The organism is Lysobacter hankyongensis, from assembly GCF_039543145.1.
Taxonomy (GTDB): Bacteria; Pseudomonadota; Gammaproteobacteria; order Xanthomonadales; family Xanthomonadaceae; genus Lysobacter_I; species Lysobacter_I hankyongensis.
The window spans coordinates 402,197-427,229 of the sequence record NZ_BAABJE010000001.1; the positions used below are offsets into that span (position 1 = coordinate 402,197).

The window sequence follows — 25,033 nt, forward strand, 5'->3', positions numbered from 1 at the left end:
AGGGCCGGACGCGACTCCAGGCGAGGTCCGACCGCAGCGGATTGGAAACGAGTCCACTCTCGCGGCAGTCGCACCATCCACCAAGGCGGCATGCCCGCAAACGGCGATTCCGGGGCCGCCGCGACGCCGGCAGCGCACGTGCACAACCGCGCATTGCCGCCGAGGAAAATTTTAACAGAAAGCGGTTTGCCGACGACACGACCATGCGCCTGAACCGCATCGATGCGGCGCACATCGCATCATGGCCGCCATCGACCGATCGCCGCGGTGGCCGTCTTGCCGATCGATGCCGCAATGTCGTTGCGGAAGTCAAGACCTGCGTACGAGGGTGAACGTGACATCACCCGAGACATCCGGCCCTTCACGATGCCAGCCACGGGCACGGTAGAACGCATCGGCCCGCGTTTCCGCCGACGTGGTCAGGGTGATGCGATCGTTGCCCAGTTCGAATAGCCAGTCGGTCACCGACGCAAGCAAACGAGTGCCGATTCCAAGCCCCTCGCAGCGCGGATCGACGAAGAGCGCCCAGACCGAAGCATCCAATCGGTTGGCATAGGCGAAGCCCGCCAGACCGATCCCGTCTTCGCACACCCAGCCGCAGCCGTCGCGCTCGAGAAAGTCGAGATACATCTGCGGAGTGACTTTCAGTGGATCGCTGAGTTTATTTTCCTTGACCGACAAACGCAGCGCCGACATGGCCGGCACATCGGCGGGAACCGCCCTGCGAAAAATCAGCCGGGGCATCGCCGTCGCCTAAACCGGAAGCGCTTCGCCCGGCGCTGGCGCGGCCGCCGTCTCCGTGCGCCGTCTTTCCGCGCCCTGCGCCGCGCGCAGATCGCGCAAACGAACCTCGGCGAGATCCATCACATCGAGGAATCGCGGCTTGACGATATCCACCCGTTCGATCACCTCGCGAATACTGCGTGCGGTACGGAAACAGGATTCGAGCAGGACCGGCGTCGTCGGATGCACCACGGGCGTATCCGATACGCCATTGCGCAGGCGGAAGCACAGTACTTCGGTCGCGACCACGAGGCTGTGGAAAGCGCGGTCGAGCGGTCGGGGAATGCCGAGGACGGCGGACACCGGGAAATTCTCTGGCGCCATCAGCGCTTCGGGATCGCGGTAATGCTCGTAACGCCGTTCGTCCAAGAACAGGAGGTTATGCGTGAGTTCGTGAACGAGGAATTCTTCGAGGTCGATCTTCGACCAGGTCCGCTTGGCCGCGCACCAGATCACTCCCGGCGCGGACGAAATGGAACCACCGCCCGAATTCTGCGAGCGATGGTAAAAGACCGTATGGATGACGAGATCGAAGATGCGATACAGCCCGGGATCGACCTGAGCCAGTCGATCCATCGCCACCCTGATCTTGGCCAGCACCTCTTCGCCGGCGGAGACCGGCGTTTGCCTGAACGTGACCGGCAAGTCGTTGGGCGCTGCCTCCCGCTGATGCTTGGCGATCAGTCTTTCGACCCGGGAACCGTCGAAACAGAACTTCTCGCCGCGAACGGAGGGTCGCAACTCTTCTCCGCCGATACCCACGACGAAGTCGATGTAGGCATCATGCAACTCGGATGCGGTGCTCGCCACGCGCCCTTCGCGCGAAGCGAGCACCGCCAAGGTACGGACACATTCCGTTTCGCCTTGAAGATAGAACATTCCCTGTCCCTGGCTGGCGTCAGTACTCGTCTTTCGTGCAGGAGTCTTCGTGATAGACCACGAGACCGCGATTGCAGGACGCATAGGCATCGCCGACGCGCTGACTGGCTTCCTTCGCCTGGGAAATCTCTTCCGGCGTTACGCTTTGCGAAATTTCCGTCAGGATCTGGGCCACTTCGCTGTTCGACTCGAATTTCGGCATCTTGCTCTCCTTACAGTGTATGGATGAAATTCCTGTGATTCACATTGCCGTCACATCGGTTACCACTGGGCAAATGCAACGCATGTCGCACATGTCGCATTGGCCCATCACACGCGAGAACCCATCTCAGAATCGCCCGAGGCGCAAGAAAATACAACGGAGACCTACGCAGACACGGGACATTGTTCGTACATGGATACCGGCGATTCGATCGCCTTCGCCTGCGCTTCTATCCAGGCAGGACAGGCTTCGCTGTTTCTGAGAACGCAGCCGCCCGGCCATTGCGTCCAGACCGTTCGGAGGCGATCTCTTCTCACGGAAGACGATGTCTGAACAAATCTCGACGCCAATCGCAAAATCTCATTATTCCGCTGTTTTCAAGCATTTTCCTTTGCTTCTGAGTTTTTGGATGAGTCCTTTCCGAATCCTAGCACACAACGAAGACAATTCAAGATCGAGCCCGACCTCAGCCCGTTCCCCCTGGCTCGGCATCATCATCCCCTCATCCCGGGTCGCATCGATGGCGAGGCGCCGGTCGTCGAGCGCACTCCTGGTCTACGGCATGCACAGCGCGCATTCGGCATCCGCCAGACGCCTGCGTTGTCGAAACCGCATACGTCCGATTCCGGTGGCTTGTTGAGAATCGATCGCCCGGATAACGAAGAATAGTGTGGCTACGGACGAAGAGAGGCGTCACCTCTCGGTTCCTCTTCAATGAGGCCGATGGACCGGATGAGATGAGACCCGCTCGACTAACGTGTGGTACTTCGCCAACTGCGCCGGATCGCCGTAGCGTGCGCAGGCGGCGTCGTAATGCGCCTGGCTGTAGGCCTGGTCGTCGCGCAGCGCCGGGTTCGGGCCGCCGATGTACACGGCCAGGTCGCGGCACTCGCTCCAGGTCCTCGGGCGCAGGCTGTCGCCGGCCCAGTCCTCGACCGCGAGGTCGCCCGCCTCCAGATTGAGGAACAGGGTCGGGCCCGCATCGAGAGTCCACATTTGCGAGGTCTTGCCGATGCCGGATTTGCCGCTGAGCGCACCCTTCTCGCCACCGCGTTCGGACATGCGCTGGTCGGCGCCGATGGTGGGTAGCGTCACGTCATACCTCCTCGCTCGGGGTCAGCCGGTACGTCGGCTTGCCGGGCTTGACGGTGCGCGCGGCCTCGAACTGCGTGCGCAGCGTCGACGGCCAGTTCTGGAAGCGCGATTCGGAGATGCTGTACGCGATGTCGATGCATTCCTCGACGGACTCTCCTGCGGCGTCGATGCGCTTGGCGATCGTCGCCAGTTGCGCCTGGTCCCAGGTCACGCGCTTGAACACGTCCACGGTCAGACGCACCTCGCCGTCGGCGACGTGGACGACGCCGAAGTCCTTGCCGCCATCGCTGCGCGCGGTGCGGATGCGATCGCCGCAGGTCTGCTCCAACGCGGCGTCGAAACGGACCTTGACCTGCTTGAGCCAGTCACCGGCTTGCTCCAGTTGCAGCGGGCGACGCACAAGTTATGCATCGGACTGGAAGAAAGCAGACAGAAAATCGGGAAGAAAACGGACTTTTTATTTTTCTTCCCGTCAAGCCATTGTTCTATATGGACTTTTTGATGGTGTACGGATGCCCAAGCATCGGCTACGACCATGGAAACCACCTTCAAGGCTTCCCGTCCCCTCGCTGGGTACACTGTTGCGCAAGACGAGGGACTCGCCGATGCGCCACAGGACAATGACGCCGACACCCCGCAAGGGGCCAACACCCGGACCGGAACGACGGGCGGCATGATTTGCGATTGCTGCCTTCAGCAAAGCGAAAGTGCCGCATCTGCTGGTCCACCACCTCGCTGTGTTCGCACATCGCCGGCCAGTCAAGATCTGAGCGATTTGCCTCATAAAATGAATTTGCAACTATCGGGCACCCAAGCTGAGGAGTCATGATGCGTAAGGGATGGTTAGGTCGTGCGCTTGTGCTGAGCGGCCTCGTGATATTCGGCTGGTCGGGGGTGGCGTCCGCCGAAACCTACTCCTGGGCCAGCTCGCCCGTGTTTCGTTTGGCGGGGAATACGCTGGTATTTCCCGACAGGCCTACAGGCACCTTACTGTCGGATACCTACCTGCGTGCAGATGGAAAGGGTTGGGCCTTTGATACGACCCGCGATACGCAGCCCGTTCCCATTCGTTGGTTCAAACAGTCGAACGAACAGTTCTGCATCACAAGGATCTTCCGTGGCATTCCGGATCCCGGTGAGTGCGCTACCGTCACCGTATCGGATACCCGCGTCACGTTTCTGGGCGCGGACGGTCGTGTTCTCGTTGCCGAAATCCAGGAAGACGATCCGTTGGGCCTGGAAGTCCGTGCCACGGGTCGCTCCCCGCAGCGCTTCGTGGGCACCAAGGCGCTACCGATGCTGGTAGGCAATACGCTGCTCTTGACACCGACCGGCGGACACAAGCCGAGCGGCGGTGCCTTATACATGATGCCCAATGGCTCGCTGCAGCTGCTGGACGAATACAAAATCGGGAGCGATTACGTCGGTGAGATCAAACTGAGCGCCGGCCGATGGCGCGCTCAACCCGATGGGCGACTATGTCTTGCGTTCAATGCAGAAGAGACGTGCTTTGACTTGTCGATCACGGACAGTCTCGTCGTGCTTCGTGATCATCTCGAGGCCAAGCACATGGGCATTCTCGAACAGGGAGATGTCCGGCACTTGTCACCAAAAGGAAGACGCGACTCCAATCGCCTCTTGGCATCAATCACGGGCACTACTCTGTCATTTACAACGCGCCATGCCGTAGAACGTCAGGCCGCGCTGTATCTTGGCCAAGACGGTAAGGGTGAAAAACTCGAACGAAAGGCCGGGCGCTGGGTCCGCAAAGACCGCGTCTACTGGATGTTTCGCCCGGATCTGAGGTGGCTATGTACTTTCACTGCGCGCCGGGGTGGCGCTGACATCCGATACCAGACCAGCAACTGCACACCGCTGGTGCTTTCGGAAGATGGAATCGCGTTCAAGGTCGATGGCCAACCACCGGTCCCTATCACCTTGTCGAAGGGACGGCCCGACATCGGGGATCCATGACTATTGCAATATCGGATCGTGCCGCAGAAATTAATGAGAGAACACGATGGAGAGCAGCTCCATCCATTTGATCCACAGCGAGACCGGCATGGGACGAGGCTTCGTTTCGCCACTGCAAGGCGAACCAAGCGAGAAGACGCGACCCTGACTTCTTTTCGCCATACTCAACCCATGCGTTTCATTCGCCTACAAATCTTCAAACGATCGAACGATGACAGACATGACTTCATTACCACCGCCAGAATTCAATCGAAATTCTTTCTCGCAGACACGCTCAATCTCGTCTATGCCTGAAGTGCAGGCGACCCCACGCCGGAGAAAAGAACCATGACGACGCAAGAACCCATCAGTCCGGAGCTGCAGGCCAAGATCGACGCGCTGCCGGAAGGCAGTGTCAAGGAAAGAATCATTCGCGCGCTCACCGGACCAGGGACGCGCACAGCCAGCAACGAAGTCATATTCGAGACCATCATGAAATCTGTTGCGCAGGCCCAGTCTCAACGTGCGCAATGGCGTCAATGGCGCGATGACGAAGTGATGGCCTTCGTCGAATACTTCAAACAAGAATTGCCAGAGGACTATGTCGAGTATCTCAGACAAGAGCGGGAGAACAACGAAATCGATAGCGATCTCTCATGGAGAGTTCGTCGTCTTGTCGATAAATGGATTCCTGAATTGACGTATGCGGATAACGGAAATTTAGTTAGTAAAGTCCGCCACCATCTGCAAACACAGTTGCGTGAAATGCGAGAGGAAAGCCCATGAGTAACGGATACCTCCTCGCCGACACCAACAGCCTCATCTATGCCTACCGTGCGGGCGGCCCTGAACTACTGGATGAATACATCAAGGTTGCGGATGGGCAGCAACGTGAATTCGCCATCACAAGAACCGTATTGGACGAAATCGAGGACGGCCCGCTGAGGGCTGAGCTTGGCCAGTATATCGCCGACAGAAACATTCCGATCGTGTCTGCGCCAGATACGGAACAACGCCTCCGAGCAGGCACGCTTTCGCCAAAAAGCGCTGGTGAAGTCTCCATGCTGGAAGTCGCTACCAGAGAACGAGAGGCCGGTCGCATCACCCGCATCTGGTCGGACGACAAGTACTTCGACTCCCCCCAGATCATGCGAAATCACCCCGAAGTCCATCGCTCGATGAGCGCGGACTTGCTTGATGAAGCCTACGAGCATAGGTACATCGGCAACAGCGACTACAGAGCCTTTCGCGACGGCTACGAGGCGCAGGCCGAATTCCGACCCGGCGAAAGCCCGCGCCTGAATACATTCCGATATGACCTGCTATCCCCGGAGATCGACGCGCCCCATCGCGTTCGCCCTGCACACGTTCAAGCTGGGCGCGCCCTCGGCATCGCCGGTCTCGCGCTGGAAGTCTATGACGGTGCCGACAGCGTCCGCACTGCGCATCGATTGGCTGGTGAAGGCAATCGCACGGCTGCCGAGTCGGAGTTGATCCACTTCGGCGCGCGCAGCGTCGGTGGCTGGGCCGGTGCCGGCATCGGCATGGCCGGCGGTGCAGCGCTCGGCGTGGAAACCGGGCCAGGCTTGTTGATCACCGGCGCCATCGGCGGTGTCGCAGGTGTGTTCGCGGGCGACAAGTTCGCCGAGTGGACCGACAACCGTCGGATCTACAATCAGGAACTCGGCGGCAACACTTGGACCTACGACCCGGAAAATGCCGCGCTGGGCTGGCGACGCCAGGCGCCGATCGACAGCACCAACGACAGTATCGACAATGCGCGGCGTGGCGATCTGCGCGCCTCGCCCGCGACCGAAAACCAGCTCAACTATCAGGCGACCAGCGTGTCGGTGGAACTGGTCCTCGGCGGACCACCGGCACAGCGCAATCCCTTCTCGTTGCCGGCGGAAGCGGGCGACCCACCGAGCAGCCGACCAACGAACTGGGAGCGCGATCCGGAGACCGGCACGTGGCAGCGCGAGGTCTACGGCCCGTTCGTGGAGCGTGGCATGACCCCGCACCACACCGAGACCGCCGATGACGAGCGTGCGGCACGGCTCGATCGGCAGGCCGCCGCCATCGTGGTCGAAAACGCGGCGAACAGTCCGGCGTCGATCGCCGCGCGCTACGAGGACACGTATATCCGCAACGGCTGGCAGGCCTACGGCGAGATGCCGGAGGCCGTGCGCAGCGCGCGCACGAACATCGACAGGCTGGTTTCCTCCGAAGGGGATCTCTACGAACGCCAGGCCAACGGCCGCTGGGTCAGCGACGGCATGGTCTACGACAGCACCGCAAGTGGCCGACTGCACGACGAACTCGAGGCGACCCGCGAGGTGCTGCAGGCGCGCTTGCCGCCTCCGCGCGAGATTCCGGCCGTGCCGCCGATGGACGCCGATGCGCGCTTGCGCGATACGGTCGCGGGTGCGTATCGCAATGCGGGCGTCGATGCGAGCGCCGAGCAGATCGCCGCTGCGGCAGTCGCCGTGCGCGCGACACTGGATGCGAATGGGTTGGACCCTGCCACAGTGGCATTGCAGGCGCGCCCACAGGCCGATGGTCGATACGAGCTTGCCAGCCTGCGCCTGGAGTCGGACGGCAAGACCTATGCGATCGCGGCGGTGACCACGCCCGAGGAGATCGAGCGCGCGCGGACGCGCGTGGACATCGCACCGCACGCGATCGAAAGCCCATCGGAACAGGACCGCGACGCCCGCACGCAGGCGCAACGCGAAGCGAACCTGCATGGCCTTTCGCAGGACGGAGGCGTCCAAGCGGTCGCGGCCAGCATGCGCATGACCAGCTCCGGTCGCCGCGACGATGGCGCTCAGGAGCCGGATGCGCGGCAGGACGACAAACAGAACGCGCCATCGCTCAATGATCGCGTCGAGTCGGTTGCGGTTTCGACACCGGCGTTATCTGCCCGACTTCCCGACCCGCGCGACTCGGATCACGCCGATCACCGCCTCTACAAACAGATCGAAGCCGGCGTCGCCCGCATCGACGCCTCCGCCGGTCGCACGTTCGATGCGACCAGCGAACGGTTGGCGATGAGCACGCATGCCGACGCAAAAATCGCAGGCATCACCTCGGCCGACCATATCGTCCTCAACACCGCCGGCAAGCCACAGCAGGACGGTTCAGGGGTTTCAGGCGGGACGCTGCTGTTCGTCGTGCAGGGACAAGACCCTTCCGACCCGGCGGCGCGCCGATCCGTGACCGACGTGGCGCAGGCTGTCGAACGTCCACTGGAACAGTCGCAGCAGAAGCTCGACGCCGTGAACCAGCAACTGGCGCAACAGCAGCCACCGCCGACACAGGACACTCCGACGCCAGATGGTCCGTCCAGAGGGCCAAGGGTGTAATGCCTCGGGATTCCCGACTTCGCGCCGTGGGCAGGAGACGTCGTGGACGACTGTTCTAACGAGGACATGGCGACCCTCGCGTTGGCTCGCGCCCCAAGGCGCCCGTCGGGCAGACATTGCCCGCAAACCACAAGGACTGCACGCTCGTGTAATGACCCAGCAGTTCCCACAAGAACGGGGGCAGATTCATTTTCCGATGACCACTTTGGTCGATAGCAGCCATCCCAACCATCTGTCACGCCGCCATCCGATGCTCGTAATATGGCCGCTGCCGATCATCCAGAATCGCATAGAGATCTGCGAGGTTGTTCGGGTCCGGGTTGAGCCACGTATCCAAATGCTCCTCCCTGATCGGAATGATGCAGCGATCGTGCCCAGCCGCGGCAACTTCCGGCGGCGGTTCGTCAGTGATCGCAGCGAATGACCACAACTCCTCGCCATCGCCCTGCCAGTGCGAGTAGAGGCATGCAATCAACATGTCCTGCTGCGGTTGCGGTTTGAACTCCAGCACCATGTTTTCTTCGGCCTCGCCGTCGGCGAGCGCGCAGCCCTCGACCTTGTGCCGGCTCACGTTCTCGTAGAAGGCATCGCAGACGATGACGCCGTGGGTGTGGCCGAACTGTCCCTTCCAGAAACCTTCGAGGTTGTCGCGCCGGGCGTTGTAGGTGCCGGGATACTTCGTGTCGTAGACCGCGGGTTTGCCGGCGGGGCGGCACTGGTAGCGCATCGGCTTGATCACCCGCCGGCCCTGCTCGATCACCATCACCGGCGCATACATGCCGGGGAAGATGCGGCTGTCCCGTTCTACGGGTACGGTGCGATGCAGGTCGGCGAGTTTGCCCTTGGCCCACTCGATCCTGTTCGAGGCGATGCGCTGATCGTCGAGCGCCTTCTTCGTGGACTTCGTGCGCAGCGTGCGTTCGGCGTCGACTAGGCGTCTGCGTTGGCGGAACAGCAATCGTTCGAGTTCGGCGATCTGTTCTGCGTTCCAGGCTTCGATGGCCTGCGCGATCCCGCGCGTCTCGGACGTGCCGGCGCGCAGAAAGGCGTCGTCCATCGCTTTCGTGGTCTTTACCTTCGCGCCCTTCTGCCGGTCCGCATACAGCTGCGCGAACTCGCGGATGCCGATGACCGCACCGAAGCGACGGACGTAGTCCTGATAGGCCTGCCAGACCTTGGCCGAATAGCACACCGTCGTCGCCCCCTGTAGCCACTCACGATCGATTGTGCATCGACTGCATGCGATCGGCGGGCCGTGCCGACGGGCGGTTCGTGGACACTACGCCGATACGAATGTGCGGACGACGGGCAACAAAAAACCCCGAATCGCTTCGGGGTTCTCGACGGCAATTGGGGCGTTGCCGGACAAAAATTGGTCGTGCCTGAGCAACCGGCATCCAAACTCGCTCTCATGCGGGATCGCAGCGTAGCGTACGCCGGCGCGGCTGTTATCCAGCGAAAGCCGCCTGTTGCCCCTGCCCTACTTCCGGCCGCCCTTCCTCATCCGAGGCGGCGCAGGCGTCGTGCCGAGCGCCGCTCGCTGGTCCTCCCACAGCACCGGCGGGTTGATCAGCAACGCGCTGAGGCGGACCCCGTCCGGCAGGGTGTCCTCCAGGATCGCGGTCACAATGTCCGGCGCCAGCAGAGTCAAGTTAAGGTGTTTGGCGACGTAGCTGTGATCGGCCCCGTCGCGCTGCGCGATCTCACGAAGCGACGAGACCTCGCCCGCCTCGATCATCCGCAGCCAGCGGTGGCCTCGGGCCAGCGCCAATTGTAGCGGCGTGGCGCCGGTTCGAGTCCGTTCGCCGGATTCGCACCGGAGACCGCCGACGGCGACCATCCGTCGACCGCTCCGCTGCCGCAGGGTGATCGGGACGTTCAGCACGACGCTCCCGTCGCTGGCGACCACCTCGCTGGCCTGCCCTGCCACCGCCAGGGTCGGACGGCTCATGCGACGGCCTCGGCGACCTGCCGGGCGTCGGCGGCGAGGCTGCCGACGCCACCGGGGCGCAAGCGGAGTTCCAGGTTCGTCGGCGTCACGATGACCCGCTCCACCAACAGCCGGACCAGCCGCTGCTGTTCGGTGGGGAACAGTTGCTCCCACACCCGGTCGACCTGCGTCATCGCGACCGTGACCTGCGCTTCATCCAGCGTGGGGTCGAGGGCGAGCGCCTGCGGGATCATCGCTTCGATCATCTCCGGCGCGCGCAGCAGTTGGCGCAGTTGCCCGACCACCGCAACCTCCAGTTCGGCCGCTGGCAGGCGCGGCAGGCCCGATGTGCCCCGCCCTTCGTGGATGTCGCGCGTGCTCAAGTAGTAGCGGTAGGTGCGCCCGTTGGCCTTGGTCGTGTGCCACGGCGACAGGGCGCGGCCGTCGGGGCCGGTCAACAGGCCCTTCAGCAGGAAATCCACCTTGCCGCGTGAGGCGGAGGAGCGGACCCGACCGTTGATCTGCAGCAGCGCATGTGCCTCATCCCACAGGGCTTTGTCGATGATCGCGGCATGGGTGCTCTCGACATACTCGCCGCGATGCTTGAGTTCGCCCAGATAAGTGCGGCAATGCAGCATGCCGTGGATGGAGCTTTTGTCGTGGAGCTTACCGGGCCGCACGGTGCCCGCCTTCGTCGTCCACGTCTTGTTGCACCAACCTCGCGCCCTCGCCTCCTGCACGACCTTCAGGATCGAGCCCAACTCGACGAAGCGGCGGAAGATGGTTCGCACCTGTTCGGCCTCCACTGTGTTCACCACCAGCCGACGATCCACGACGTCGTACCCCAGTGGACAGATGCCGTGCATCCACAGGCCCTTCTTCTTGCTGGCGGCGAACTTGTCGCGGATGCGCTCGGCGGTCAACTCGCGCTCGAACTGCGCGAACGCGAGGAGGATGTTCAGCATCATCCGCCCCATCGCGTCCGTGGTGTTGATCTGCTGCGTGACCGACACGAAGGTCGTGCCGTATTCCTCGAAGACCTTGATCAGCTCGGCGAAGTCGAACAGCGATCGCGTCAGGCGGTCGATCTTGTAGACCACGACGATGTCGATCTGGCCTGCGCGGATGTCGTCCATGAGGCGCTGCAGTGCTGGACGTAGCAGCGTGCCGCCGGAGAAGCCGCCGTCATCGTAATCACCTGCGACCGGGATCCAGCCTTCCATCCGCCGACTGGCGATGAACGCCGCGCCGGCATCGCGCTGGGCGTCGATCGAAGTGTATTCCGCATCAAGCCCCTCGTCTGTGGACTTGCGGGTGTAAACCGCGCACCGCATGCGTTTCGGCAGAACGACACTCATCGGCCACCCGCCTTGCGCAGGCCGAAAAACGCGGGTCCGGACCATCGTGTGCCGGTGATCTCGCGAGCGATCATCGACAGGCTGGGATAGCGCTTGCCTGCGTACTCGAATTCATCATCGGGCAGGACCCGGACCCGATGTTCGACGCCGGCATAGACGCGAATCAGCTCCGTGCCCGCGATCGGCATCGCGCCGGCCTTCTGGCGCTTCAACGTACCGGTCGCGACCAGTTCGTCAATGCGCTGCTGGTTGCGTTCGAGCAAACCACGGTCGGCCTTGGCGAACTCGATCTCCTGCCAGCGATAGGCGATACGCTTCTCGACGAAGCGGCGATTGGCGATGGGCGGTTCGCCGCCGAAGAGGCGCTGCCATTCCTTCTTGATATCCGGCCACGACCAATCGGCCAGGTGCGCGATGCGCGCGGCCATCGATGCGGGCGCAGCCGCCGGAGGGGATTGTTGCGTCATGCCTGTGGACTCCGGTGAGCGGGGTTGGCATGTACGCGTGGGTGGCCGCCAAAGCCAAGACCAACCGGAGAGGGCGCGCCGTCTGCGGCCGTGTGCGCGTCGCCGCCGCGCAGGCGGTGCAGGCCCTGGGCCAGCAGTGCGGCGGCCTCCGTGCGCCGCTGTGCCGGCGTCATGCGCGCCGGGTCGAAAGTTTGGAGGGATGTCACGGTGGTCCTGCCTGCTCGTCAAACCAGCAGGCAGTGTCCCAGTGCAATCGCAATGCTGTATCGCAGCGTAGCGTAGTCTGCGCGACCCAAACGGCGTCGACCGCCGGGCCATGACGGTTGAATCGGATGATTCTTGCACTGCTGCTCGCGCTTGTCGCAATGTTGATTGCTCGCATCCGCCATCAACGACCGCTTCCGCAGCGATCCGGAATTCGCAGGCATACAAAATGTGAAATGCAACCCGCATCAACAAGCGCCAACGGCATGCGTCATTACCGGGCCAAGCCCATCGTAGTACGTGAAAGACTGTTCCGGATTGCGATGGAATCGCCCGACGCCAGTTGCCGCACGATCGCGGATCGGTTCAACCGCGACCACGTCGAACAGGGATGGTCGGTCGGCAAGACCTACGTTGCGGACTTCCTGCGCGAGTACTTGAGCACCGTGAGCGCACCACTCAGGTTGCGTTATCCTTCAGCGCACAACCATCGTCATGTCTTCGATCCTTTGTTCTCGGTAGAAGCGCCATCGGCGCGACGTAGCGCTTCCAGAATGGTGCACTTGACACGCTCGCCGCCGGAGCACTGGGCGGTGACTCGTTCCAGTTCCTCCGCCATGCGACTGAGCGCATCTATGCGTTGATGGATGTCGGTCAAGTGCGCACGAGCCAGCACATCAACATCGCCACACGACAACTGCGGATCGTCGTTCAAGCGCAGCAGACTGCGAATCTCCTCCAGACTGAACCCCAACTCGCGCCCCCGGCTGATGAAGCGCAGCCGTTCGACATCGGCCGGCGCGTAGGCGCGGTAACCGCTCCCGGTTCGCATCGGTGATGGCATCAGGCCCACACGCTCGTAGTAGCGAATGGTCTCCAGATGACAGCCACTGGCGGCGGCGGCGTCACTGATTTTCATTCGCATTCCGCTTGACCCTGTAGTGACTACAGACTTTACGCTGGGCACGTTTCCGCTGCCACCCTGGCGGTGCCCAACCATGGTCGAACCATGCCCCAACCGATTGTCCTGATCCAGTCCAGCCTCCTGGCCCTTCTGATGCTGGGGGCCACGTTGCTGCCGGTTCGTGCCGAACAGCCTGGAGCGAACCCGCGCCAGACCTGGCAGATGCTCGACTACATCGCCGTGGACTACGCCGGCGCCGTTCAAGGCGGTCATATCGTGTCGCCGGGCGAGTACGCCGAGATGCAGGAGTTCGCCGGGGCCGTCCGCACGCAACTGGCGAGCCTGCCAAAGTCATCAAAAAAGCCGGCCCTGCTGGCCCAAGCCGACCAACTGGTGGTGGCGGTGACCACCAAGGCCGAGCCCCTGCACGTGGCGACGCTCGCCCGTGGGCTGGCCGATGACCTGCTGGCCAGCTACTCCATCGGGGCGGTGCCGACTTCACCGCCGGTGCCGAGCCGGGCTGCGGCGCTCTACGCCCAGCAATGTGCAGCCTGTCACGGTTCGGCCGGTCGCGGTGACGGCCCGACTGCGGCCGCGCTGGATCCGCCGCCGATCGCCTTCAGCGATGCCACCCGCGCAGCGCAACGCACGCCGTTCGCGCTGTACGAGGTAATTTCGCAGGGCGTCCCCGGTACGGGGATGGCGGCGTTTTCCAGCCTATCTGACGCTGATCGCTGGGACTTGGCGTTTTACGTCGGCGGCATGGCGTATTCACCGCAGGCTCAAACGCGCGGCGAAACGCTGTGGCACGAGCGTCTCGAACTGCACTCGAAGTTCCCCGACCTTGAAGCGCTCACCCGCGCCAGCGAGGCTGAACTCGCCAAGACGTTGGAGCCGGTGCAGGCGGCCGAAGTCGTGGCGTATCTGCGTGCGCACCCGCAAGCCGTGAATGAGGCGGCGGCTGGTGCTGCCACCGGACCACTGGCGCTGGCCCGGCAACGGCTGGCCCAGAGCGAGCGCGCCTACCGCACCGGGGACACGACGCGCGCCAAGGCCTTGGCTCTGTCCGCCTACCTCGACGGCGTGGAGCCGATCGAACCGACATTGGCCACGCGCGACGCGGCGCTGATGCGCGAACTCGAAGCCGCGATGGCCCAGTTTCGCGCAAAGCTTGGACACGGTGCGATGCCTGCGGAAGCGACCGTTCAGGCGACGCGAATCCGGGCGCTGTTCGATCGCGCCGAGGCGGTGCTGCAGGATCGGCATACGGACACGACCACGGCGTTTCTCGGCAGCTTCACCATCCTGCTGCGCGAAGGGCTGGAAGCACTACTGATCGTCATCGGCATGATCGCTTTTCTGCGCAAAGCCGAACGCCGTGATGTGCTGCCTTACGTTCATGCTGGCTGGATCGGGGCGCTACTGGCAGGAGCCATCACCTGGGCTGTGGCCACGTACTTTGTCGATATCAGCGGCGCCAATCGTGAAGTGACCGAAGGCGTTTCGGCGCTGTTCGCCGCGGTCGTACTGCTCAGCGTGGGCATCTGGATGCACGGCAAGAGTTTCGCTGGCCGCTGGCAGCAATATCTGCACGCCAAGATGTCGGCGGCCCTGACGCGGCGCTCAGCGATCTTCCTGTTCACCTTGGCGTTCGTCGCCGTTTACCGCGAGGTGTTCGAGACGATCCTGTTCTACATCGCGATGTGGAGCGAGCAGACCTCCGGCGCTATCGTTGCCGGTCTGTTGACTGGCACCGCAGTGTTGGTCGGCGTGGCGTATTGGATGCTGCGTCTCAGCAAGCGTTTGCCGATCGGCAAGTTCTTCACGATCAGCTCGGTCCTGATCGCCTTGCTTGCGGTCGTCCTGGTCGGTAAAGGCGTGGCCGCGCTGCAGGAAGCCGGCTGGGTGTCGCAGGCGTTGATTGCTGCGCCACGCATCGACTGGCTCGGCGTCTATCCGTCGTGGCAATCATTGCTGGCACAGTTGGCGATCGCAACGGTCGCGGTGGCAGGTTTCATCTTAAATGCCCGGTCCGCGCGTGCCCCTGCAAAATCATGAGGACTTCACGATGAGCGAATGCGGCTGCCACCACGAAGCCAAGAACGCGCGTGAACGTCGTGTTCTTTGGATTGCACTGGTCCTTAATGCGGTCATGGCGGTGATCGGTGGTTTCGCTGGTTGGATCGCCCAGTCCACAGGTCTGCTAGCCGATGCACTGGATATGCTTTCCGACGCGACTGCCTATGCGATTGGTCTGGTCGCGATCGGTCGTACGACCCGGTTCAAGGCCAACGCTGCGTTGCTCAGTGGCGGTGTGCTGCTGATGCTGGGCGTCGGTGTGCTCGTCGAAGTCGGCCGCCGCGTCATGTTCGGTGCTGAACCGCTCAGCGGATGGATGATCGGCATCTCCTTGTTGTCGTTGGCGGTCAATGTCACCGTCCTGCGCATGCTCGCGCCTTTGAAGTCCGGTGAAGTGCATCTGCGGGCGACGTGGCTGTTCACCCGTGCCGATGTGGTGGCCAACCTCGGCGTCATCCTGGCCGGGGTGCTGGTGTTCTGGCTGCACTCGCCGTACCCGGATTTTGCCATCGGCACGTTGATCGGCTTGTACGTGATCAAGGAAGCCTTTGGAATTTTGCGCGATGCCCATGCGGAAAAGGCTTAGCAGAGTGAAAGATAGTCGTCTTTTGGCAGCCAAGCCAATGAAATATGCAGGTTTTTGACGTTTCCTGTAATTGTCTAACCTTTCGCGATTGAGCTACACTCTGCGGCCGTGAAAAGTCGTCAAGCCCGCCGGATAAGCACCCTGTGCCGCCAGTCTTTTCTGGCGCTACTCATGCTGTGCCTGATCGTGCAACCTGTGATTGCTGGCCGAGGTGCGTTGCACGAGGCGATCGGCCATTCGAGCGCATCGGGTACTCACGCTGATCTGCATGCCACCCAGTGGCAAACGGATTCGACCGAAACAGACGGCGACGGCGACGCCGGCGCTTCGCACCAACTGATGCATCACGCGCACTGCTGTGCGCAGCCGCAGCTTCCGCTATCCGGACAGTTACAGCTTCCGGCTTTCAAACCCGTTGCCAGGGTGCTTTGGGCGCCTACCAACGCCATCACTGCCGACGCGCACGCGGCAACCCCCTTCCGACCTCCGATTCAGGCTTGAGACCCGCCAGCCGTACTCCGGCTGCTCGTCCAACCTTTCCATCGGAGTGTTTCCCATGCGTATGCGACTCGCGGCGTTCGCCGCGTGCATCGTGGCGTTCGTCGTGGCTTGGCCCGCGACCGCTGCAGATCCTGTTGTTCCCCGTCCAACCTTGACCTTGGACGATGCGTTTGCGCGCGTCGCCGATTCCCACCCTCAATTGCGCCTGTTCGGTGCTCGCGGCGATGTGCTGGCCGCCGAACGCGACCGCGCCGCATTGCGTCCCGCACTGGTCGCGGGCGCTACCGTCGAAAATGCCTTTGGCTCCGGCGAGGCCAGCGGCCTGCAGGGCGCCGAACTCAGTTTGACACTGGCGTCGGTGCTTGAACGCGGCGGCAAGCTAGACGCCCGACGTGTGTTGGCGCAGAGCCGGATCGACGCCTTGGCCGTCGAGCGCGAAACCCGGCGTCTCGATCTGCTGGCCGAAGTCGCGCGGCGGTATCTCGCTGCGGTGGCGGCGCAGCAGCAGCGCGAGATCGCGCAACTGGACATCGCCCAGCGCCAGCGCACGGTCGCTGGCGCGCGCCACCGCTTGCAGGCCGGCGCGTCACCGGAATCGGTGGTGTTGACCGCGCAGGCGGCACTGGCGCGCGCGGAGTTGGATCGCGCCCGCGCCGAACAGCGGCTGATCGCCGCGCGACACCACCTGGCTGCACTGTGGGGTCAACGTGAACCGGACTTCGATGTGGTCGCACGCGATCCGTTGCAACTTCCCGCCATCGGCGATTTCTCAGCCCTGTCCGAGCTGATCGGAAACACGCCGGAGCTCGCCCAGTTTGCCGATGAGCAGCGCATCCGGGAAGCGCGGCTACAACTTGCGCGCAGCAGCAGCACCGCAGATCTGGACTGGCAAGTCGGCGTGCGCCGGCTACAGTCGACTGACGACTTCGGCCTCATCGGGAGTGTGTCGATGCCGCTGGGAAGCCGTTCGCGCGCGCAGCCCGAGATCCGCATCGCCGAAGCCGAACTGGCGTCGCTGGAGATCGAGCGCGAGGCCAAGGGACTGGCGCTGTATTCGACGCTGGCCGAAGCGCACGGCCGCTATCGCGTGGCGCAGATCGAAGTGCAGCGGTTGCGGAGCGACGTCTTGCCGAAACTGGGACAAGCCGAAGCCGCCGCCGAACGCGCGTACCGCTCCGGTGCGATCAGCTATCTCGAATGGGCGCAATTGCAATCCGAGCGCACCAACGCACGCAAACAGCAGCTTGAAACCGCGCTCGACGCCCAGCGCGCCCTGATCGAAATCCAACGCCTGACTGGCCAACCACTGCTCGCCGCGCCATCGACGACCCCTGTATTGAAGGACACCCCATGAATCGCATCCCGTTTTGGACCGCCCTGCTGCTTGCCCTTGCGTTGTCCGGCTGCGGCGACAAGAAGACCGCCGATGCACATGCCGAGTCCGGCGAGCACGCCGGGGAAGACGAGCACACTGAGGAAAGCAAGCATGCCGAGGAAGGCGAGCACGCCGAAGAAGATGGACATGCCGAAGGCGGAGACGCGCACGCAGAGGGCGAAGAAGGCGAGCATGCCGAAGGCCCGCCAAGCACGAAACTTTCCGCCTCCGTCGCGGCCAAGTCCGGGATCAAGGTCGCGAAGGTCGCGCCGGGCACGATCGCCGACGAACACGAGGTACAAGGTCTGCTGACCCCCATCGACGGGCGGGTCGCGCAGGTGATGGCACGCTTTCCAGGTCCGATCCGCTCGCTGCGCGCCAACATCGGCGATCAGGTGCGCGCTGGCCAAGCACTGGCCAGCATCGAAAGCAACCTGAGCCTGACCACTTATACGGTGACGGCACCGATTTCCGGTGTCGTGCTCCAGCGCAATGCGTCAGTGGGCGGCGTTGCCGCCGAAGGCATGGCGCTCTACGAAATCGGCGACCTGTCCGAACTGTGGGTGGACCTGCACGTGTTCGGCGCCGATGCCCAGCACATCACCGCGGGCAGCCCAGTGTTGATCACGCGCATGGGCGACCAGGTCACGACCGAGACGGTGCTCGAACGCATTCTGCCCTCGACCGCAACAGCCAGCCAGAGCACCATCGCACGCGCACGTGTCCGCAACACCGACGGCATGTGGCGCCCCGGCTCGGCGGTACGCGCGCGCGTGACCGTGGCCCAGCAACGGGTGGCGTTGATGGTGCCGCAAACAGCGCTGCAGACGATGGAGAACATGGACGTGGTCTTCGTGCGCACGGGAGAGACCTACACCCAGCGCCCGGTGAAGCTGGGCAAACGCGATCCTGGGCAAGTGGAGATCCTTTCCGGGCTCAAGGCCGGCGAAGAGGTGGTCACCGCGCAGAGTTTCCTCATCAAGGCGGATATCGAGAAGTCGACCGCCGAGCACGACCACTGAGGCCGCCGACATGCTTGAGAAAATCATCCGATTCGCGATCGCGCATCGGTGGCTGATGCTCGTTTTCACCCTCGGCCTGATCGGCTTGGGTGTGTGGAGCTTCACCCGCCTGCCGATCGACGCGACACCAGACATCACCAACGTCCAGGTGCAGATCAATACCGAAACGCCCGGCTATTCGCCGCTGGAGGCCGAACAGCGCGTCACCTTCCCCATCGAGACCGCACTGGCGGGCCTGCCGAGTCTCGACTACACGCGATCGCTTTCGCGCTATGGGCTGTCGCAGGTGACGGTCGTCTTCAAGGACGGCACCGACATCTTCTTCGCTCGCCAGCAGGTCTCCGAGCGCCTGCAGCAAGCGAAGGCGCAACTGCCGGCCGGGCTGGAACCCACGATGGGCCCGATCGCGACCGGCATGGGCGAGATCTTCATGTACACGGTGGAAGCGGACCCCAAGGCGCGCAAACCCGATGGCAGCAGCTACTCACCCACGGACCTGCGCACCCTGCAGGACTGGGTCATCCGTCCACAGTTGCGTAACACGCCGGGCGTCACCGAGGTCAACACCATCGGCGGTTACGAGCGGCAAATCCACATCACACCGGACCCGGCCAAGCTCATCGCCCTGAACTTCACGCTACATGACATCGTCGCAGCCATCGCCGCCAACAACCAGAACGTCGGCGCGGGCTACATCGAGCGCAATGGCCAGCAATTCCTGGTGCGCGTGCCTGGTCAGGTCAGCGATCTCGATGCGATCCGCGATATCGTGCTCGACCGCCGGGAAGGCTTGGCGATCCGCGTGCGCGACGTGGCCACGGTGGGCGAAGGCAAGGAGCTGCGCACAGGTGCAGCCACGCAGAACGGTCATGAAGTCGTGGTCGGTACCGTGGTCATGCTGGTGGGGGCCAACAGCCGCGAGGTCAGCCAGGCCGCCTCGGCCAAGCTGCAGGCCGCCAATGCGTCGCTGCCCAAAGGCGTCAAAGCCATTCCGGTCTACGACCGCACCGAGTTGGTCGACCGCACCATCGCCACGGTCAGCAAGAACCTGATCGAAGGCGCACTGCTGGTGATCGTGGTGCTGTTCGTGCTGCTCGGCAATTTCCGTGCAGCGCTCATCACCGCGGCGGTCATTCCGCTGGCGATGCTGTTCACGCTCACGGGCATGGTGCGTGGCGGCGTGTCGGGCAACCTCATGAGCCTGGGCGCGCTCGATTTCGGCCTGATCGTCGACGGCGCGGTGATCATCATCGAGAACTGCCTGCGCCGGTTCGGCGAGCTGCAGCATCGGCTTGGCCGCGTCATGACCGAGGAAGAACGATTCGACGAAACCGCCTCGGCCACCGCCGAAGTGATCCGCCCCAGCCTGTTCGGCCTGGGCATCATCACAGCGGTTTATCTGCCGATCTTTGCGCTGTCCGGCATCGAAGGAAAAATGTTCCATCCGATGGCGATCACGGTGGTGCTCGCACTGACCGGCGCGATGTTGCTCTCGCTGACCTTCGTGCCCGCCGCGATCGCGATGTTCCTCGGCGGCAAGGTCGATGAGCACGAGAACAAGCTCATGGCATGGACCAAGCGTCGCTACGCGCCGATGCTGGCGTGGACGCTGCGCCACCGGATGCCGGTGATGCTGGGCGCGCTGGCGCTGGTGGTCGCGTCCGGACTGCTTGCCACGCGCCTGGGCAGCGAGTTCATTCCCAACCTCGACGAGGGCGACGTCACGGTCCAGGCCTTGCGCATCCCCGGCACCAGCCTGACCCAGTCGGTGCAGATGCAAGAGGCGCTCGAAACGAGTCTGGCGCAACTGCCCGAGGTCAAGCGCGTCTTCGCCAAGATCGGCACCGCCGAGGTGGCCAGCGATCCGATGCCCCCTTCGATCGCCGATACGTTCGTGATGCTCAAGGATCGCGACGACTGGCCGGACCCCGACAAGCCGAAGGCGGTTCTGCTCAAGGACATCGGGAAGGTATTGGCCACCTTGCCCGGCAACAACTACGAGGTCACACAGCCCATCCAGATGCGCACCAACGAGTTGATCTCGGGCGTGCGCGCGGACGTGGCGGTCAAGATCTACGGCGATGATCTCGACCAGCTCGTGCGCACGGCCGTCCAGGTACAGCGCGTGATGTCGGCTGTGCCCGGTGCCGCCGACGTCAAGACCGAGCAGGTGACCGGCCTGCCGCTGCTGACAGTGGTGCCCAACCGGGCTGCCTTGGCCAGTTATGGCCTGAACCCGTCGCAGGTGCAGGAAACGATCGCCACGGCCATCGGCGGCGAGGAATCGGGCCAACTGTTCGAGGGCGACCGCCGGTTCGATCTCGTCGTGCGTCTGCCCGAATCGCTGCGCGAGGATCCCGCCGCACTTGCGGATCTGCCGATTGCCCTGGGTGAAGGTACTCAGGCCGACGAGTCCAGCCGCACCAGCAACTGGGCGGCCGGCACGCCGCGCACCGTGCCGTTGCGCGAAGTGGCGAGCGTCGAAACGCAGTTGGGTCCGAACCAGATCAACCGCGAGAACGGCAAGCGCCGGATCGTGGTCACCGCAAACGTGCGCGATCGCGATCTCGGTGGGTTCGTAGCCGAATTGCAGTCGAAGATCGATGCAGAAGTCAAAGTACCCGAGGGGTACTGGATCGACTACGGCGGCACGTTCGAACAGCTCGTGTCGGCCAGCAAGCGCCTCTCGATCGTGGTGCCAGTGACCCTGATCGTGATTTTCGGCCTGCTGTTCATGGCCTTCGGTTCGGCCAAGGATGCGGCGATCGTGTTCAGCGGCGTGCCGCTCGCGCTGACCGGCGGCGTGATCGCGCTGGCGCTGCGCGGCATTCCCCTGTCGATTTCAGCCGGCGTCGGCTTCATCGCACTGTCGGGCGTGGCCGTGCTCAACGGCTTGGTGATGATCGCCTTCATCAAGAAGCTCCGCGAACAGGGCGATCCGCTTGATGAAGCGATTGTCGACGGTGCGCTCGGCCGCCTGCGCCCGGTGCTCATGACGGCGCTGGTGGCGTCGCTCGGCTTCGTGCCGATGGCGCTCAACGTCGGCGCTGGCTCCGAAGTGCAGCGACCGCTGGCGACGGTGGTGATCGGCGGCATCGTGTCCTCGACGCTGTTGACGCTGCTGGTGCTGCCGGCGCTGTATCGCTGGCTGCACAAACCCGGCGATGCGAAGCCGGACGCGCACATGCCGCAGATGGCGCCGTCATGACCCGCTGCTGCTTTCGTTTGCTGCCTTGACCCTATCTCGAAGGGGCATTGTCCCCCCACGACAGACACTCGATCACGAGGAAACGACCATGTCAGCACATACGCATACATCACACCAGGATGACCCTCACGGGGAGCACGGGCACGACAAACACGCACACGGCACTGGCAACCTGGAGTTGTGGTTTTCGCTGCTCAGCGGCGCGCTATTGCTCGCCGGTTGGATCGTCAGCCGCTCGATGGGCGAAGATGCGCTCATCGCGCGCGGGTTGTATGCCGCAGCCTGCCTGGCGGGCGCATGGTTCACCGTGCGGGAAGCGATCGAAAACCTCCGCAATCGACGCTTGCAGATCGACACGCTGATGCTCGTCGCCGCTGCGGGCGCGATCGCCTTGGGCCACTGGGGGGAGGCCGGCTTGCTGCTGTTCCTGTTCAGTCTGGGACATGCGCTCGAAAATTACGCGATGGGCCGTGCCCGTCGTGCGATCGAGGCGTTGGCGCAGTTGCGACCGGAGACCGCATTGGTGCGGCGCGGCCAGGAACTGGTCGAAACCCAGGTCGAATCGCTGCAGGTAGGTGACATCGTGGTGGTCAAACCGGACGAGCGAATCGCTGCAGACGGTTTTGTCGTCATCGGCGACACCAGCATCGATCAATCCGCGATCACTGGCGAGAGCGTGCCGGTCGATAAGCGACCTGTTGCGGACATCGTTGCCGCGCGCGCGAACCCTGACACGGTGGGTGCCGAGCATCGCGTGTTCGCCGGCACGCTCAATCGCGCGCATGTCGTCGAGATCGAGGTCAGCCGGCGTGCCGATCAGAGCACGCTGTCGCGTGTCGTAGAGATGGTGAAATCGGCCGAGAATCAGAAATCGCCCACACAACTGTTCACCGATCGCTTCCAGCGTTATTTCGTCCCGGCGGTGCTGGTTCTGGCGTTCTTACTGCTGTTCGCCTGGGTGGTGATTGATGAACCCTTCAGCGCGTCGTTCTATCGGGCGATGGCTGTGTTGGTCGCCGCAAGCCCCTGCGCGCTGGCGATTTCGACGCCCAGCGCGGTACTCAGCGGCGTCGCCAGGGCTGCACGAGCGGGAGTTCTGATCAAAGGTGGCGCACCACTGGAACGGCTCGGTGTGCTGCATGCGCTGGCGTTCGATAAAACCGGCACCCTGACCGAAGGCCAGCCGCGTGTGACCGATGTGCTGGCCGCTGAAAATATCAATGAGGAGACACTGCTTGGCGTCGCGGTCGCGGTTGAACGTCTGAGCGATCACCCGTTGGCGGCCGCGGTCGTCCGCGATGGCAGCGAACGTCTTGGTGGTACTGCTTTGCCGGTCGCGATCAATCTGCAAAGTCTGACAGGCAAAGGATTGCGCGCGGAGGTCGACGGTCAGGTTGTGCATATCGGCAAACGAGCGCTCTTCACCGAGATCGATACCGCAGGGCTACCGCCGGATCTCGACGCGCGCATGCTCAGCCTCGAATCCGAAGGACGCACCACCTTCGCCGTCAAACACGGTGACCGCTATCTCGGTGCGATCGGGTTGATGGACACACCGCGCGCCGCCGCGACGAGCGTGATCGTGCAACTGCGGGCGTTAGGCATACGCCAGATGATCATGCTCTCCGGCGACAACCAACAAGTCGCTGATGCCGTGGCGAAGAGTGTCGGCATCGACCGCGCACTTGGCAATCTTATGCCCGAGGACAAAGTGACGACCATCCGGGAATTGCAGGCGGCCGGCGATGTCGCGATGATCGGCGATGGCGTCAACGACGCACCGGCCTTGGCGATGGCGTCGGTCGGCATCGCGATGGGCGCGGCGGGCTCCGACGTGGCCCTGGAAACCGCCGACGTGGCGCTGATGGGCGACGATCTGTCGAAACTGCCATTCGTGATCGGATTGAGTCGTCAGACCCGCCGCATCATTCGTCAAAACCTCTGGGCAAGTCTGGGCATGGTCGTGATTCTGATACCTGCAACGATTTTCGGACTGAAGATGGGCGTCGCCGTGCTATTCCATGAAGGCTCGACACTGCTGGTGGTTGCGAATGCCCTGCGGCTGTTGGCGTATCGCGAACCACAGGCCTGAGACGAACCACTGCGGGAGCAATCGCTTTCGTTGTCCAACATAGTGCGTTCCGGCTCGAGGTCACAGTGCGGATTTCTGATCTTCTCGCCTGACGTCACGCATGCAGGCGCAGGCGATATCGAAATTGTCTACCCCAACGCCACGCCTCACACATGGTCGTGGGGGTAGGTGACGAGTTGTTTTTATGGACTGGGTTCGATGCGCGTGATCGTCGCTGTCATTCCTTCTGCCGTGAACTCGAATCGCACGGACTGACCGGGCTGCACGGACGCGATCTGCTCGGGCGTTGCCTTGAAGCCCATCGTCATCGCGGGCCAGCCCAGCGCATCGACCGGGCCATGCGCGAGCGTGATCTTGCCCGCGCCCGCGTCGACGGATTCGACGGTGCCGGACGCGGACGCGGTTTTGGCGGTCTGCGCCATCGCCTCCGTAGCCGCTTTGGACGCTGCCGCCATCGCCGCGTGTTCGGCAGCAGGCATCGCCATGTCGCTGGCGGCGGTCGCGTCCTTGGCGACAGCGTCCTCGCTGCCAGGTGTTTGCGAACAGGCCGCCAGCAGCAGCGTGGCAAGAGCGCAGGGAATGAACGTCGGTTTCATGTGGGTTTCCTTGGGTGAGTTGAAGTAGAGACAACGGGAATGACGACAGCGCCTTCCGCGCTGCCGCCATCGGCAGACGGCGATTTCACTTGCGAACGTCGTCCTGGCGACGTGCTTTTCCTTTGATCAGCGTGGCCGCAACGCAAGGGCCGGATCGATCGTCGCCAATTCGCGCCACACCGACGGTGCGCTTGCGAAACGGCAGGCCGGATTTTTGGCTGCCCGAGTGCATGCGGCGGACAATGCGCACTGCTTCGCCAGCCGCTGGTAGTGCGGTCTGTGGATCGAAGCATAGTTGCAAGGACTCGCCGGACGCTTCGGCGACATGGCCGAGCCGTTCCTTTGCCGACAGCGTGCCGGACACGCTCAGTGTCCCGATCAGGATCGCCAAGGCCGCGATGTGGGAAGTGCGTTTCATGAGGAGTCTCCTGTGT

At 63.2% G+C, this 25,033-nt stretch carries 22 protein-coding genes; 10 read left to right on the top strand and 12 right to left on the bottom strand.

The window, feature by feature from the left end; all coding sequences use genetic code 11:
• Positions 1-309 precede the first annotated feature (309 nt).
• The 5 genes from ABD974_RS01775 to ABD974_RS01795 all read right to left on the bottom strand — a co-directional run bounded on the left by ABD974_RS01775 (position 310) and on the right by ABD974_RS01795 (position 3,359).
• Complete coding sequence (locus tag ABD974_RS01775) at positions 310-744, bottom strand: GNAT family N-acetyltransferase (protein ID WP_345301547.1); 435 nt, start codon at positions 742-744, stop codon at positions 310-312.
• A 9-nt stretch (positions 745-753) separates the two neighbouring features.
• Complete coding sequence (locus ABD974_RS01780) at positions 754-1,662, bottom strand: aKG-HExxH-type peptide beta-hydroxylase (RefSeq protein ID WP_345301548.1); 909 nt, start codon at positions 1,660-1,662, stop codon at positions 754-756.
• A gap of 19 nt (positions 1,663-1,681) precedes the next feature.
• Positions 1,682-1,864: a hypothetical protein gene (locus ABD974_RS01785; protein ID WP_345301549.1), complete on the bottom strand. Its 183-nt coding sequence runs from the start codon at positions 1,862-1,864 to the stop codon at positions 1,682-1,684.
• A 711-nt stretch (positions 1,865-2,575) separates the two neighbouring features.
• Complete coding sequence (locus ABD974_RS01790; protein WP_345301550.1) at positions 2,576-2,959, bottom strand: AAA family ATPase; 384 nt, start codon at positions 2,957-2,959, stop codon at positions 2,576-2,578.
• A gap of 1 nt (position 2,960) precedes the next feature.
• Positions 2,961-3,359 carry a hypothetical protein gene (locus ABD974_RS01795; RefSeq protein WP_345301551.1) on the bottom strand — a complete coding sequence of 133 codons (399 nt, stop codon included), beginning with the start codon at positions 3,357-3,359 and terminating at the stop codon, positions 2,961-2,963.
• A gap of 428 nt (positions 3,360-3,787) precedes the next feature.
• Here ABD974_RS01795 and ABD974_RS01800 point away from each other — a divergent pair, with 428 nt between their 5' ends.
• The 3 genes from ABD974_RS01800 (at position 3,788) to ABD974_RS01810 (ending at position 8,277) form a co-directional block, all read left to right on the top strand.
• Positions 3,788-4,933: a hypothetical protein gene (locus ABD974_RS01800; protein WP_345301552.1), complete on the top strand. Its 1,146-nt coding sequence runs from the start codon at positions 3,788-3,790 to the stop codon at positions 4,931-4,933.
• A gap of 327 nt (positions 4,934-5,260) precedes the next feature.
• Positions 5,261-5,698, top strand: a complete 438-nt coding sequence (locus ABD974_RS01805; protein WP_345301553.1) for a hypothetical protein — start codon at positions 5,261-5,263, stop codon at positions 5,696-5,698.
• Entirely contained in the window at positions 5,695-8,277 is a 2,583-nt protein-coding gene (locus tag ABD974_RS01810) for an XVIPCD domain-containing protein (protein ID WP_345301554.1), read from the top strand. The genes ABD974_RS01805 and ABD974_RS01810 overlap by 4 nt, the downstream gene beginning before the upstream one ends.
• Before the next feature lie 235 nt (positions 8,278-8,512).
• On the opposite strand, the gene ABD974_RS01815 is transcribed toward ABD974_RS01810, so the two are convergent.
• The 5 genes from ABD974_RS01815 to ABD974_RS01835 all read right to left on the bottom strand — a co-directional run bounded on the left by ABD974_RS01815 (position 8,513) and on the right by ABD974_RS01835 (position 13,155).
• Positions 8,513-9,469 carry an SOS response-associated peptidase family protein gene (locus tag ABD974_RS01815; RefSeq protein WP_345301555.1) on the bottom strand — a complete coding sequence of 319 codons (957 nt, stop codon included), beginning with the start codon at positions 9,467-9,469 and terminating at the stop codon, positions 8,513-8,515.
• A gap of 288 nt (positions 9,470-9,757) precedes the next feature.
• Positions 9,758-10,228, bottom strand: coding sequence for a LacI family transcriptional regulator (locus tag ABD974_RS01820; protein WP_345301556.1), 471 nt, complete (start codon positions 10,226-10,228; stop codon positions 9,758-9,760).
• Positions 10,225-11,565, bottom strand: a complete 1,341-nt coding sequence (locus ABD974_RS01825; protein ID WP_345301557.1) for a recombinase family protein — start codon at positions 11,563-11,565, stop codon at positions 10,225-10,227. Before ABD974_RS01825 ends, ABD974_RS01820 begins: the two co-directional genes overlap by 4 nt.
• The gene (locus tag ABD974_RS01830; protein ID WP_345301558.1) at positions 11,562-11,993 is read right to left on the bottom strand and encodes a DUF2924 domain-containing protein; all 432 of its coding nucleotides are present in this window, start codon (positions 11,991-11,993) and stop codon (positions 11,562-11,564) included. The genes ABD974_RS01825 and ABD974_RS01830 overlap by 4 nt, the downstream gene beginning before the upstream one ends.
• A gap of 736 nt (positions 11,994-12,729) precedes the next feature.
• Positions 12,730-13,155, bottom strand: coding sequence for a MerR family transcriptional regulator (locus ABD974_RS01835; RefSeq protein ID WP_345301559.1), 426 nt, complete (start codon positions 13,153-13,155; stop codon positions 12,730-12,732).
• Between the two features lie 90 nt (positions 13,156-13,245).
• Between ABD974_RS01835 and ABD974_RS01840 the strand changes: the two genes are divergently transcribed.
• From ABD974_RS01840 to ABD974_RS01870, 7 genes are all read left to right on the top strand, one after another.
• On the top strand, positions 13,246-15,198 hold the full coding sequence (locus ABD974_RS01840) for an FTR1 family protein (RefSeq protein WP_345301560.1): 1,953 nt from the start codon (positions 13,246-13,248) through the stop codon (positions 15,196-15,198).
• A gap of 10 nt (positions 15,199-15,208) precedes the next feature.
• Complete coding sequence (locus ABD974_RS01845; protein ID WP_345301561.1) at positions 15,209-15,805, top strand: cation diffusion facilitator family transporter; 597 nt, start codon at positions 15,209-15,211, stop codon at positions 15,803-15,805.
• A 171-nt stretch (positions 15,806-15,976) separates the two neighbouring features.
• On the top strand, positions 15,977-16,306 hold the full coding sequence (locus ABD974_RS01850; RefSeq protein WP_345301562.1) for a hypothetical protein: 330 nt from the start codon (positions 15,977-15,979) through the stop codon (positions 16,304-16,306).
• 55 nt (positions 16,307-16,361) lie between these two features.
• Entirely contained in the window at positions 16,362-17,660 is a 1,299-nt protein-coding gene (locus ABD974_RS01855; protein ID WP_345301563.1) for a TolC family protein, read from the top strand.
• Positions 17,657-18,703: an efflux RND transporter periplasmic adaptor subunit gene (locus tag ABD974_RS01860; RefSeq protein ID WP_345301564.1), complete on the top strand. Its 1,047-nt coding sequence runs from the start codon at positions 17,657-17,659 to the stop codon at positions 18,701-18,703. The genes ABD974_RS01855 and ABD974_RS01860 overlap by 4 nt, the downstream gene beginning before the upstream one ends.
• A 10-nt stretch (positions 18,704-18,713) precedes the next feature.
• Positions 18,714-21,911, top strand: a complete 3,198-nt coding sequence (locus ABD974_RS01865; RefSeq protein WP_345301565.1) for an efflux RND transporter permease subunit — start codon at positions 18,714-18,716, stop codon at positions 21,909-21,911.
• Between the two features lie 88 nt (positions 21,912-21,999).
• On the top strand, positions 22,000-24,003 hold the full coding sequence (locus tag ABD974_RS01870; protein ID WP_345301566.1) for a heavy metal translocating P-type ATPase: 2,004 nt from the start codon (positions 22,000-22,002) through the stop codon (positions 24,001-24,003).
• A gap of 182 nt (positions 24,004-24,185) precedes the next feature.
• On the opposite strand, the gene ABD974_RS01875 is transcribed toward ABD974_RS01870, so the two are convergent.
• Both ABD974_RS01875 and ABD974_RS01880 read right to left on the bottom strand, forming a co-directional pair.
• Positions 24,186-24,599, bottom strand: a complete 414-nt coding sequence (locus ABD974_RS01875; protein ID WP_345301567.1) for a copper-binding protein — start codon at positions 24,597-24,599, stop codon at positions 24,186-24,188.
• Positions 24,600-24,684: 85 nt separating this feature from the next.
• Entirely contained in the window at positions 24,685-25,017 is a 333-nt protein-coding gene (locus ABD974_RS01880; RefSeq protein ID WP_345301568.1) for a hypothetical protein, read from the bottom strand.
• Between the last annotated feature and the right edge of the window lie 16 nt (positions 25,018-25,033).